This is a genomic window from Paracoccus benzoatiresistens (assembly GCF_026913015.1).
Taxonomy (GTDB): Bacteria; Pseudomonadota; Alphaproteobacteria; order Rhodobacterales; family Rhodobacteraceae; genus Paracoccus; species Paracoccus benzoatiresistens.
Map to the genome: position 1 here is coordinate 25,483 of NZ_JAPTYD010000036.1, position 11,036 is coordinate 36,518.

Below are 11,036 nucleotides of genomic sequence, written 5' to 3' on the forward strand. Positions count from 1 at the left end.
GCAATCTGTTGGGGCAGGCACGAAACGGATAATCCGGTTGAACACCGGCTTTGGCGCGACGTATCGCCTCGTGGAGCGGGCCTTGGGCCCGGACCCTGTGAGAGAACGAGCGATGACTGATCTGCCCCTTAGCTTCTCCGATGGCGACGGAGAGTTCCTTCGCAAGCGCGTGCTTCCGGTGCTTGCCCTGTCCGCAATCCTTTATGGCGGCTCGCTCGCGACAGGCCTGCACATCAATGCGGTCGTCCTGTCGATCATCGTGATGATGACGCTTTGCCTGCTTCGCGTGCCCGTGGCGATCGCCCTGGTTTCTGCTGCGGTGCTTGGCGGCCTGCAGGCCGGGTTGTCGATGACGGAAACGATTGCCGCACTCAACGACAGCCTGCTCATCGGGTCGCAGGTCGGCATGACATATATCATGATCGGCGCCTTCGCGGTTGCCTTGGCGCGCAGTGGGCTGCTCGAACTGCTGGCTGCGAAGATCTCGGGACGGCTGGGGACAGGCGAGGCCGCCACCGGCAAGAACATCAAGTGGACCCTGCTGCTGATCCTGTGCGCGGCTTCCGTCATGTCCCAGAACCTCATCCCGGTCCACATCGCCTTCATTCCGGTGCTGATCCCGCCGCTTCTGGGCATCATGAACCGCCTGCGCATGGACCGCAGGGCGGTCGCCTGCGTGCTGGCCTGCGCGATCAGTTCCAGCTACCTGCTTCTGCCGACGGGCTTCGGGGCGATCTTCCTGAACGATATCCTGCTGACCAACCTGAACCAGGTCGGCGCAGACCTTGGCCTGGTCGTGACAGCCGACATGGCGCCCAGGGCGATGTTCCTGCCCGTGATGGGGATCCTGGCCGGGATGTTCGTCGCCGTCTTCATCACCTACCGCAAGCCGCGCGACTACCGCCTGATCGAGAACAAGGCGCCGGTTGCCGACATGGCGCCTGTTGTCCTGAACCTGACACAACTGCTGGCGACGATTGCCGCGCTGCTGGTGGCGCTCATCTGCCAGATCAGGTTCGACTCGCTTCTGATCGGGGCAATGGTCGGCTTCGTCATCCTCAGCTTTGCCGGCATCTTCCGCTGGCGGGACCAGGATGACGTCTTTACCGAAGGGCTGCGGATGATGGCGCAGGTGGCTGTCATCATCACGATCGCCTCGGGTTTCGCGGGCGTGCTTTCCGCCACCGGAGAGGTCCAGCCGCTGGTGGCAGCCTCGGCCGCCTTCATCGGCGACAACCAGGCCTTGGGCGCGGCGATCATGCTGCTGGTCGGCCTGTTTATCACGATCGGCTTCGGGGACTCCTTTGCCTCGGTCCCGATCCTGGCGCCCGTCTATGTGCCGCTGTCCCTGGCGCTTGGCTTCTCGCCGCTGGCGACGGTCGCTCTTCTGGGGGCGGCGGCGGCTCTGGGCGATGCAGGATCGCCTGCCTCCACCATCACGCTGGGCGCGACGGCAGGCCTGAACGCCGACGGTCAGCACGATCACATCAAGGACAGCGTGATCCCGACCTTCATCCATGCGAACTTCGGCATGGTGCTGTTTGCCTGGATTGCCGCGCTGACGCTTTGACCGTCGGCAACGGCACCCTGTCGGGTGTCCAAAGCGCGGATCGCGGCATCAACCGCGCTTCCCGAAAAGCAATGGCCTGTCCCGCATCAGGGACAGGCCGGTTCTCAGCGGCGTCATCTTCACCACCGCGAAGGCTTGCGGTGGCGAGAGGCACCAGTCCAAGGGTCTGCCCGCGAAACATCCGCAGGCATGCCTGGGCGTTCGGGTTCCTGAGTAAAACAGCGTCAAGCCATCTGCCGCACCACATGAAGCCGAGAAACGCCGTCATTAGCCAACTGAGCAACCAGCTTCAGTTCCCAGGCGATATAGCTCTCCATCTTCTCGCGCGGGGTATCCGTTCCAATGCGTGCGGCGTAATGGATTTCGTTATGGGGTCCTCGGAAGAGCGCGCCGGTGGGGTGCCGTGCCGTTCAGGTAATGGTCACCCAGGACGCGCTCCTTGTAGAGACGGGGATTGTGTGCCGAGATGACCTTGATGTTGCGCCAATGGCGATCCAGCGCGGGGCTCACGCTGACGCCACTGCCGCTGGAAACGTCGATCAGCAGGCTGGCAAGCGCGGCCGCCGTTTCGTCGGTCACCACCTTGGCCCCGGCCGCCGCGATGGAGGCGGCGATCGAAAGCTCGGCCGCTTGCGGACCCTCCGCACCTGCCCAGGCTCGATCAAGTGCCGATATAGCGGGTCCGTGACGGCTTCGATGGCGGCGCGGTGGGTGGCGATACGGCCGACAACCGATTGCAGTTCGGGCTCTCGGGACGGGTGCTCGTGCAGCGCGTGATAGAAATTGCGCTTGCGGGCCTGGATCAGCTGCACCGCATCGCGCAGGATCCGGTCCACGATGCCCGAGATCATGGTGGTCAGATAGACCTGGTGAAAGGTATAGCCGTAAAGGAAAGGCTCCTCGGCACCCCGTCGGGGGCATCATGGATGTCAGCCCTTTTCACGCGCACCCGTTCGAAGACGGTCTTGCCCGATCCAGTCAGCTTCTGGCCGAAGCCATCCCAGTCGTCCTCGATCGCCACGCCTTCCGCACCGGTGGGAATGAAGAACTGCCGCGCGGTTCCGTTGTCCTCGACTGCCGACCAGGACAGGCAGTCGGCATAGATGTTGCCGGTCGAACAGATCTTGGTTCCCGAGATCCAAAATCCGTCACCATCCGCCTCGGGGCTCGCGGACGGCATATATCCGGTTCCGCCTGCGGGAACCTTGCTGACTTCGCTGAAGGCGACGCCGAACATCGCCCCATCCCAGGCGAGTTGCAGGACCTGTGCGGGGAAGGGATCGTCCGGCTTCCGCCGGTGGGTGCCACTGCGAAGAAGTGGTTGCGGAACACATGGGCGAAATTCGGGTCGGCCGCGGCAAGGTCGCGGATCAGGGCGCAGAACTCGGGCAGGGGCAGCGCAGGGGCGGTCGGCCGATCAAGGCGCAGCGCGACAAAGCCTAGCCGCTTCGGTTCGGCGGTTTCCTTGAAGATCAGCCGGCGATGCGTATCGCGGTCGGCGGCGCCGCTGCCGAAGCGATCAAGGACAGGACCAAGGCCAGGGCGGTTCGTCACCGGCGACCAGCCCAGCGGCGAAAGGTTGCCGCCCGGTGCCGTGGGAAGACTTCGTGCAGCATCTCAGGCCTCCGTTCCGGTGCGTAGCTGATCCTGGTCGCGGGGATCAACGAATTGCGGCAGGCCCAGATGGTCACGCAGGGTTTGACCCTCATAGTCGGTGCGGAAGCGTCCGGCCCGTTGCAGCACCGGGACCAGTTTGTCCACCAGGTCCTCGAGCCCCGAGGTCTGGACATCGATGTTGAGGTTGAACCCGTCTGCGCCGGCCCCCGTCGATCCAGTCCAGCATGTTCGCCGCCATCTGCTCGGGCGTGCCGAGGATCATCCGGTGGCCGCCGATGATGTCCGACAGCGCTGCCTGCCGGGCCGTCCAGTTCGCCGGGCGTCCCTCGGACAGGATGTGCCTGCGGGGCCAGCGCGAGGCAATCGGCACATGCGGCTCGCGCGCATCGATCAGATCGAAGGGAGGACCCCGACCAGCGGCAGGTCGTCCGGGGACAGGGCGAAATGATGCGCAAGCTCATGGTGCGGGAAGTCGATGTCCAGTCGCGCATCCGGATCGTCCTTTCGACCTCGCGCCTCTTCTTCGCTGCCGCCGAGGATGCGGAACAAGCCGGGCATGACCAGCAGATGATCGGGGTTGCGCCCGTTTGCCCGTGCCAATGCCTTGACGTCGGAATAGAACTTCTGCGCGCCCGCCAGTGTCCTTTGCCCGGTGAAAAGGGCATCCGCCCATCTCGCGCCGAACGCCTTGCTGTCGTCGGACTGCCCGGAATGGAAGATGACGGGCCGCCCCTGCGGGCCGACCGGCGCCGAAAGGTTTCCCCGGCTGCGGAAGTGGATCCCCTGCACGTCAATGGGGCGGGTGACGGTCTCGTCCACGAACAGGTTGCGGCCAGGATCGGCAACGATCGCCGACTGCGGCACGGAAGACCAGAGCCCGGTGACGATCCGGGCGAATTCGTCGGCCCGGACATAACGCTCGTCCTGGCCGAACCGGCTCTCGAGCCCGTAGGCCGCGAGGGCCACGGGGGTCTGGCTGGTGATGATGTTCCAGGCAGCGCGCCTCTTGGAGATATGGTCAAGCGTGGCAATCTGCCGGGCTGCCACATAAGGATGGCCGAAGAGGGTCGAGGTTGTCGCCACCAGGCCGATGTGGCCGGTCTGCTGGCTGAGGGGCGACAGAAGGGAGACTGGTTCCAGCGCCCGCCAGGGCCGGGTGAAGCTTTCCTCCACCAGTCCTGCGGGTCCGTCGGCCAGAAACAGGGCGTCGATCCTGCCGCGCTCGGCAATCCGGGCGATGCGGCTGAAGGTGTCGATGTCCGTGGAATGCTGCGCGGCGTCATGCCGCCCGGAAGCGAGCACGTTCACGCCAAGACGAACGGGTCTGGTCGCAGATCATACTCCTGCGGGGCGCACGACATGCTCGGCGACCGTGATGGATTGCGGCAGGATCTTGCGCTCGCTCAGCCAATCGGCGGCGCGCTGGAAGTCAGACAGGAAGGCGGCGTCGTCGGCCTCGAAGAACATCGTCTTGCGCTTGAGCCCGGCCAGGTGATCGCGGACCGTGTCGTCATAGCCCGCTTCCTTCGGGATGATCCTTTCAGTCTCCAGCGGGTTTTCGGTCATCCAGACGCCTTCCCGCTTGTAGGCCTCGGTCACGGCCCGCGCGAGATCGCCGTTCTCCTCGGCAAAGCTCCGCAGCGTCACCAGCGAGGAATAGTCGATCAGGTGGTCGAGGTCCGTGCCTTCAAAGAAGATGTCCTTGGCATCGAACTGCGCTCGGGCGATGTCGACGCCTGGGGACCACATCGACCATGCATCCACCTTGCCTTGGCCGAATGCGGGAGCGGCGTCGGGAGGGTTCAGATAGACGAACTCGACCTGATCGGGGCTGATGCCATTCTGCTCCAGCGCGGCGACGACCAGGAACTCGCCCAAGCCTGAACGATTGACCGCCACGCGCTTGCCTACAAGGTCCTTCACGCAGTCGATGCCGCTATCCTTCTTCACGATGATGGCCGTGGACCGGGGCGTGGACGAGGAACTGGGTGAACACCAGAGGCGAGCCCGCAAGGATCGCCGCCAGCGCCGGCGTGGTCGAGCCCCAGAAGCCGAAGTCGGCGCTGCCGCCCATGACGGCCTGTATCGGCGGCGCATGGTTCGGGAATGGTCCCACCCATTCCACCTTGATGCCCTTGTCCCGCAGGTTTTTCTCGAATTCGCCCCGCTGAAGGGCGATCTGGGTGATGCTGCCTTTGCCCCAGCCCACCCGGACGGTGTCGGTGGTGCGGCCAAGCGCAAAGCCGGGCAGCATCGAGGCTGCGCCAAGTGCGGCTCCGGCATTGATCAGGCGGCGCGGCTGTCGTTTTCGACGCCAAGCTCGTGCAGCAGGATCTGGCGCAGGCCGGCATGGGTTGGCCATCTGTAGCTGGCGGCGATCTCGCCGTCGCGCATGATCAGGATGCGGTCGGCGATGGCGATCGCCTCGTCCACGTTGTGAGTCGCCAGCACCACGCCGGGCTGGTGGCGGGCGACAAGCTCACGGATGAGGATGGCCCAGGGAAGCAGCCTGTGCTCCTGGAAGACCACGGCGGGTTGCCTCGGGCCGTCGATCTGTCCGCCATCGACGGGTCAAGAGCCGCCAGCGCCCGCAAAAGCGTTGTCTTTCCGCAACCGCACTCGCACAGAAGCGCCACAAACTCTCCCTTGAGAATCGTCAGGTCCAGTCCTTCGAGCACGGTCCGTTGCCCGTAACGGCGCTGCAGGTTGGGGACGGTCACTGCCGGGCTGGTTCTCATTTCCGCGCTCCACTCGCACAGTTCGGGTGCCAGCCAAGGAGCCTGCGTTCCCGCGCCCGGGGGGCCAGCAGGTCGGCTCCGACACCGATCGCGGCATGGATCAGGATGATCCGGCGGATTGTCTCCAATCGCGACAGGCCGGTCACGCGGGCCAGTTCCAGAAGCTTGGGATCGACCTGCCGGATGCCGAGCACCGTGTTGGTGTAGATCGAGAACAGGACGGCCAATGAGACAAGGAAGATCTTGCCGCTTTCATCGACGCCGAACCAGATGATGACCAGCGGCAGCAATGCCAGGAAGGGAATCGCGCGGATCATCTGGATAGAGCAGTCGAGCAGCGCTTCCGCAAGGCGGGAGAAGCCCACAAGAATGCCCAGGACGAAGCCGATGATGCCGCCGAGCGTGAAAGCCGACGGCCGCCCTGGCGAAACTGGCCCTAAGATGCGCAGCAAGCGCGCCCGAGGCAATCAGGTGCCAGGCCGTGACGGCTACCGAACTGGGGGCCGGCAGGACCTGAGAGGCGATCATTCCAGTCCGGCCCGCGGCCTCCCACACGACCAGCAAGCCCGGCGGCGCGGCCCATGACAGCAGGTGAAGCTGGTCATTCCCTGGCGCACGCCGCAGGCGATGTCCTTCAGGCGATGGCGACAAGGCCTTCCGGTCGACAAGTTCGATGGTCATCGCTTCTTCTTCCAGCGCGACATCGACACTGACATCATGACTGCGTTCGTCGTGATTGATGGGGCGATCTGCCTCGTTCACCATTCCAAAGAAAGCGCCGTTTCCGAAAGCGTGTTCCATGCCCCGGTGCCTGTGCAGCGCTTGTGTTCCACAGCGTGTGGCCGCTCCGAACCCCGGGCTACGCGGACGCCGACCCGGTTGCCGCGATACCCGTTTCGGCCAAGGTGGCCTCTATTTCTTCGGCCACCTGGTGCTGCAGCGCCCAGATGTAGTCGTCATGGATGCCATGTTCGGCAAGGCCGCGGACCGTGCGCAGAAGATACTCCGCCCCCGATCCCGCGGCACCGGCGGCGCGCGCAAGCCGGTGCGCCTGTTCCCGGATCGTCAGCCGCGCTGTCTGGGTTCCCACCGGGTCCGCGTAGAAGGTCAGGGCTTCCTCGCGGCCGCTATCGGTATCAACGGCGATCCAGCAGGCATTGGCGGTCAGTTCATGGGCGACAAGCTCGCGCTTGAGAATGGCGCGCAGCGACTCGGTCTCGGTCCCCTCGGCAATGTCCAGCACCAGGCCCTCGCATTGACCGCCCGAAGCAAGGGCAAGCATGAGCCCCGGCCGCTCGGGCGAGCCGCGGAAATGGTCGAGCGAGATCGAGAAGCTGCGATGCCACCCGACGGCCGTGGCGCGGCGTCGCGCCTGCACGGCAAAGCCGGGATTCCAGATCAGCGAGCCATAGGCAAAGATCGGAACCGGCCGTGGCCGTCCCCGGGTCAAATCCTCGGCGAGGCTGTCGAGATCGGCGTCCTCGAGCATCCGCCAGCGTGGATCGTGCAGCGGCCCCTCGACCGAGGGTATCTGGGCAACATGAGTGTCGGAGAGGACAATGGGGCAGGGCTTGGCCATCAAATTCCTTCGGGTGCGGCAATCGTTTCCTGCAATGTGGGTGCTATCAGGACGAGGTCAATCACGGAAGCCCCCTCCGTTTCCATCCTGACCTTCGGACACGACCTTCGCATCGCTGCCGCTCCAGGTCGGGAGCGTGAAGGCCTCTCTCTCCACGATTTGCCTGCGGACGCGGATGGCGAACAGGAAGGCGCATGAAATCCAAGGCACCGCAGGACGCACCGCGGGGTTTCCTGATGGACGGCCGCGATGAGCAGGCGTAGCCTTTCCGGAGGGACCTCGCACAGCTTCACGGGTGGTCCACGTCCCATCTCCAGCGGCATCGGGGAGGGTCATGCTTCGGATCCGACACGCCGTCCGGCGGGGATGCTGACGCCCTGAACATTTCCCGCCTGCGGCCGCCATCCGATCCGCCTTTCCCGGGTCGGAAGCATTCAGGGGGCTTGCGATGGAAAACGAATACATCGAGCTTTTGACGGTCGACGAGTCCGAGCAGGTCAAGACCATCGCTGGTGGCCTGGGCTACGACACGATCTCCTCCTGCATCAGGGCCACAACACTGTCCAGCGGAAATTCCCAGATGATCACGGGCGACGAGGAGAGGGACTATCTTCACACACGTATCGAAGCCTCGGCTTGGACGCCTGTCACTGCGATGGCAATCGGCAACTTCGGCAGCGCGGGTGGTGCCGAGAACGATTCCGTGGATGCCAGTCTGTGGGCAGTAGCTTATGGCGGCAAGGCCAGTGTCGTCGGCGCCGCCGCGAACAGCCCCGCATAGTCCGCCATCCTCGTCCCCATCAAAGATGATGCCGCAATGCGGGAAATCGCATCCACCCTACCGCTCATCCTTGGCATGTGCCAAATCCTGGGTGGCGTTGTGATTGCAGAAGCAGACATTCGACAAACGCCAACCCACGATGAGAGGCAAGATGCCAGAACTGCCGTTCCAACAGGTCGATGTGTTTTCGTCAGAGCCGTTCAAGGGAAACCCGGTCGCGGTGGTGATCGGCGCGGACGATCTGTCCGATCGCCAGATGGCCGATTTCGCGAAGTGGACGAATCTGAGTGAGACGACCTTCGTGCTTACGCCGACGACGCCCCAGGCCGACTACCGCGTCCGCATCTTCACGCAGGTGGGCGAGCTTCCCTTTGCCGGTCATCCGACGTTGGGCACCTGCCATGCCTGGCTGACGAACGGAGGCACGCCGCGCGGTGACGCGATCATGCAGGAATGCGGGGTGGGGCTTGTGCCGGTGCGGCGCCAGCAGGAACGGCTGGCCTTTGCCGCGCCGGCCCTGCTGCGCTCGGGTCCGCTGGATGAGGCCCTGCTGGTCCGTATCGCAAAGGGCCTGGGGATCGAGCAGAGCAGCATCCTTCATGCCCGGTGGGCCGACAACGGCCCCGGCTGGATCGCTGTTCAGCTCGGCTCGAAGGCCGAGGTTCTCGCGCTCGATCCCGACTATGCCGCCCTCAGCGATCTCAAGATCGGCGTGGTGGGAGCCTGGGATGCGGCGCAGGATGGCCCGGAGGCGCAGTTCGAGGTTCGCGCCTTTGCCATGGGCGTGGGCGTCAAGGAGGACCCCGTGACCGGCAGCCTGAATGCCGCTCTCGGGCAATGGCTGATCGGGAGCGGCCGCGCACCCCGGTCCTATGTTGCCAGCCAGGGCACGGCCCTTGGTCGGGCCGGACGGGTCCACGTGGACCAGATCGGGGATGACATCTGGATCGGCGGGGTCACCAGGACAAACATCAGCGGAAGGGTAAGCTTTTGAGAGTCGGGGCGATCCGGGTAGCCACTTCGGCAGCCGGACCCGGTGGGCAGGCCATGCGCGGGGAAACCCGGCTTTTCGCAGGCAAGCCCCTGCCGGGCGGACGCGTCGCGGATATGCAGGTCCACAGGTGACTTCGACCTAACCGGGCTATTGGCCAGGCTGGTCGGTGCCCGCGTGATCCCCCGTCCGCGCACCAGAGGCCGTCAGCTCCGCCTCGCACAGCGCCATGAAGCGCGCCGCCACATGCGACAGCGCCCGCCGCGCCGGCCAGATCAACGAGATCCGTCGCGCAAGCCGCAGGTCCGCGACCTTCAGGAACACCAGGCGCGGATCGTCGAACAGCAGGGCGGCCTTTTGGGGAAGCAGCCCCACCCCGATGCCCGCGCGGATCAGGCAAAGCTGCCCGAAGGTCGAGGCGACGCGCAGCGGCCCGCTTTTCAGCGGCGGGGGCAGGTCGGGCGCATCGGCCAGCAGGCGGGCGGTGCCCGCGCCCTCGTCCAGATGGATCAGGGTGGCCGGGTCGATCTCGGCCAGCCGGGGCGGGCGGCCCAGCCGGGTCAGGGGATGATCCACGGGAACCACAAGGCCGATGGGATCGCACGCAATCTCGCGCATCTCCAGCATGGGCGAGGTGCTGGAATAGCCAGCGACCGCCAGGTCAAGGTCGCCATCCGCGACCATCCGCGCCAGATCCTCGGCGGGGCCGTCGTGCAGGCGCACCGCGATTGCCGGATGATCGGCGCGAAAGCGGCGGAGCGCGGGTGCGACCAGACCCCCAATGGTCGAGGGCGAGGCGCCAAGCGCAAGCCGCCCGCGTCCCAGATCCGCGCTTTCCTGCAAGCGTTCCAGCGCATGGTCCAGCGCCTCCAGCGCGGGGCGCGTTTCGTCCAGGAACTCCAGCCCGGCTCCGGTCAGTTGTGGCGGGCGCATGCGGCGGTCGAACAGCGGCACGCCCGCGCTTTCCTCGAGCTGGCGAATGGTCTCGGTCAGGGCCGAGGGCACGACGCCCAGCCGGTCGGCGGCGCGCGCGAACGATCCTTCAGCCCGAATGGCGTGGAGCGCGCGCAAATGGCGCAGGTTCATGTTCGTGTTTTGCGAATTAATCTTCATCACCTTCTATTTTTATGAAGGTTGGATTTGTGGTTCAACAGCTTTCGTGCTTCAACAGGAATAGCCTGAAAGATCGTCATGCCAGCCAGCCAGCCAGGCCAATCCTTGACCGACGCCCTGCGCGCCGCCGGCTTCCGGGGCGAGATCGAGACGGACAGCGCACTGCGTGCGGCGATGTCCACCGACAATTCGGTCTATCAGATCACCCCCGACCTGATCGCCGCCCCCTGCGACGGACAGGATGTGGTGCGCGCGCTGGCTGCACTCGAGGCGCCTGCCTTTGCCGATGTCGCGCTGACCGCGCGCGGCGGCGGCACCGGAACGAACGGGCAAAGCCTGAACCGCGGGCTGGTCCTGGACATGCGGCGGCACATGAACCGGGTGCTGGAGATCAACGCGACCGAGGGCTGGGCGGATGTGGAGCCGGGCGTGGTGCTGGACGCGCTGAACGACGCTCTGCGCCCGCATGGCTGGTTCTTTGCGCCCGAAACCTCGACTTCGACGCGCTGCACCATCGGGGGCATGGTCTCGACCGACGCGTCGGGCAAGGGGTCGCGGATCTATGGAAAAACCTCGGACAATATCCTGGGGCTGGAGATCGCACGCCCGCAGGGGCTTTTGTCGAGCCTTGCGCCCACGCCGGATTG

15 protein-coding genes and 1 pseudogene are annotated in these 11,036 nt (G+C 65.3%); 4 read left to right on the forward strand and 12 right to left on the reverse strand.

Translation table 11 applies throughout. The features are described from left to right. The first annotated feature begins 112 nt into the window (after positions 1 to 112). Positions 113 to 1,570: a Na+/H+ antiporter family protein gene (locus OU682_RS17430; protein ID WP_268943468.1), complete on the forward strand. Its 1,458-nt coding sequence runs from the start codon at positions 113 to 115 to the stop codon at positions 1,568 to 1,570. Between the two features lie 366 nt (positions 1,571 to 1,936). Here the strand turns inward: OU682_RS17430 and OU682_RS17435 are convergent, their stop codons facing one another. From OU682_RS17435 to OU682_RS17480, 11 genes and pseudogenes are all read right to left on the reverse strand, one after another. Further along, positions 1,937 to 2,245 carry an acyl-CoA dehydrogenase family protein gene (locus tag OU682_RS17435; protein ID WP_268943481.1) on the reverse strand — a complete coding sequence of 103 codons (309 nt, stop codon included), beginning with the start codon at positions 2,243 to 2,245 and terminating at the stop codon, positions 1,937 to 1,939. Next, positions 2,146 to 2,421, reverse strand: a complete 276-nt coding sequence (locus OU682_RS17440) for a hypothetical protein (protein ID WP_268943482.1) — start codon at positions 2,419 to 2,421, stop codon at positions 2,146 to 2,148. The genes OU682_RS17435 and OU682_RS17440 overlap by 100 nt, the downstream gene beginning before the upstream one ends. 5 nt (positions 2,422 to 2,426) lie before the next feature. Then, positions 2,427 to 2,750, reverse strand: a complete 324-nt coding sequence (locus OU682_RS17445) for an acyl-CoA dehydrogenase family protein (RefSeq protein ID WP_268943469.1) — start codon at positions 2,748 to 2,750, stop codon at positions 2,427 to 2,429. Positions 2,751 to 3,187: 437 nt separating this feature from the next. After that, positions 3,188 to 3,331 carry a hypothetical protein gene (locus tag OU682_RS17450; protein ID WP_268943470.1) on the reverse strand — a complete coding sequence of 48 codons (144 nt, stop codon included), beginning with the start codon at positions 3,329 to 3,331 and terminating at the stop codon, positions 3,188 to 3,190. A 246-nt stretch (positions 3,332 to 3,577) separates the two neighbouring features. Then, on the reverse strand, positions 3,578 to 4,495 hold the full coding sequence (locus tag OU682_RS17455; protein ID WP_268943471.1) for an LLM class flavin-dependent oxidoreductase: 918 nt from the start codon (positions 4,493 to 4,495) through the stop codon (positions 3,578 to 3,580). 27 nt (positions 4,496 to 4,522) lie between these two features. Beyond that, positions 4,523 to 5,137, reverse strand: a complete 615-nt coding sequence (locus OU682_RS17460) for an ABC transporter substrate-binding protein (RefSeq protein ID WP_268943472.1) — start codon at positions 5,135 to 5,137, stop codon at positions 4,523 to 4,525. Beyond that, positions 5,124 to 5,441, reverse strand: a complete 318-nt coding sequence (locus OU682_RS17465; RefSeq protein WP_268943473.1) for a type 2 periplasmic-binding domain-containing protein — start codon at positions 5,439 to 5,441, stop codon at positions 5,124 to 5,126. The genes OU682_RS17460 and OU682_RS17465 overlap by 14 nt, the downstream gene beginning before the upstream one ends. Positions 5,442 to 5,473: 32 nt before the next feature. Next, entirely contained in the window at positions 5,474 to 5,716 is a 243-nt protein-coding gene (locus OU682_RS17470) for a hypothetical protein (RefSeq protein ID WP_268943474.1), read from the reverse strand. An 80-nt stretch (positions 5,717 to 5,796) separates the two neighbouring features. Then, positions 5,797 to 5,925 (reverse strand): annotated as a pseudogene (locus OU682_RS24150) (hypothetical protein); the annotation flags it as partial. Beyond that, positions 5,922 to 6,377 (reverse strand): ABC transporter permease subunit, encoded by a 456-nt coding sequence (locus tag OU682_RS17475; protein ID WP_268943475.1) that lies wholly within the window; start codon positions 6,375 to 6,377, stop codon positions 5,922 to 5,924. The pseudogene OU682_RS24150 and the gene OU682_RS17475, both read right to left, overlap by 4 nt. A 407-nt stretch (positions 6,378 to 6,784) precedes the next feature. Further along, entirely contained in the window at positions 6,785 to 7,504 is a 720-nt protein-coding gene (locus OU682_RS17480) for a gamma-glutamylcyclotransferase (protein ID WP_268943476.1), read from the reverse strand. A gap of 448 nt (positions 7,505 to 7,952) precedes the next feature. Here OU682_RS17480 and OU682_RS17485 point away from each other — a divergent pair, with 448 nt between their 5' ends. Both OU682_RS17485 and OU682_RS17490 read left to right on the forward strand, forming a co-directional pair. Next, positions 7,953 to 8,285 carry a hypothetical protein gene (locus OU682_RS17485; RefSeq protein ID WP_268943477.1) on the forward strand — a complete coding sequence of 111 codons (333 nt, stop codon included), beginning with the start codon at positions 7,953 to 7,955 and terminating at the stop codon, positions 8,283 to 8,285. Between the two features lie 151 nt (positions 8,286 to 8,436). Continuing rightward, positions 8,437 to 9,279 (forward strand): PhzF family phenazine biosynthesis protein, encoded by an 843-nt coding sequence (locus tag OU682_RS17490; RefSeq protein ID WP_268943478.1) that lies wholly within the window; start codon positions 8,437 to 8,439, stop codon positions 9,277 to 9,279. A 147-nt stretch (positions 9,280 to 9,426) separates the two neighbouring features. Here the strand turns inward: OU682_RS17490 and OU682_RS17495 are convergent, their stop codons facing one another. Further along, positions 9,427 to 10,389 (reverse strand): LysR family transcriptional regulator, encoded by a 963-nt coding sequence (locus OU682_RS17495; protein ID WP_268943479.1) that lies wholly within the window; start codon positions 10,387 to 10,389, stop codon positions 9,427 to 9,429. A gap of 105 nt (positions 10,390 to 10,494) precedes the next feature. Between OU682_RS17495 and OU682_RS17500 the strand changes: the two genes are divergently transcribed. Continuing rightward, on the forward strand, positions 10,495 to 11,036 hold a 542-nt coding region (locus OU682_RS17500; protein WP_268943480.1), incomplete at its 3' end, for an FAD-binding oxidoreductase.

Coding starts and splice junctions, on each gene's coding strand:
- OU682_RS17440 (WP_268943482.1), bottom strand. CDS start 2,421: ATGATCTCGGGCATCGTGGACCGGATCCTGCGCGATGCGGTGCAGCTG.
- OU682_RS17445 (WP_268943469.1), bottom strand. CDS start 2,750: ATGCCGTCCGCGAGCCCCGAGGCGGATGGTGACGGATTTTGGATCTCG.
- OU682_RS17480 (WP_268943476.1), bottom strand. CDS start 7,504: ATGGCCAAGCCCTGCCCCATTGTCCTCTCCGACACTCATGTTGCCCAG.
- OU682_RS17465 (WP_268943473.1), bottom strand. CDS start 5,441: ATGCTGCCCGGCTTTGCGCTTGGCCGCACCACCGACACCGTCCGGGTG.
- OU682_RS17495 (WP_268943479.1), bottom strand. CDS start 10,389: ATGAAGATTAATTCGCAAAACACGAACATGAACCTGCGCCATTTGCGC.
- OU682_RS17490 (WP_268943478.1), top strand. CDS start 8,437: ATGCCAGAACTGCCGTTCCAACAGGTCGATGTGTTTTCGTCAGAGCCG.
- OU682_RS17430 (WP_268943468.1), top strand. CDS start 113: ATGACTGATCTGCCCCTTAGCTTCTCCGATGGCGACGGAGAGTTCCTT.
- OU682_RS17485 (WP_268943477.1), top strand. CDS start 7,953: ATGGAAAACGAATACATCGAGCTTTTGACGGTCGACGAGTCCGAGCAG.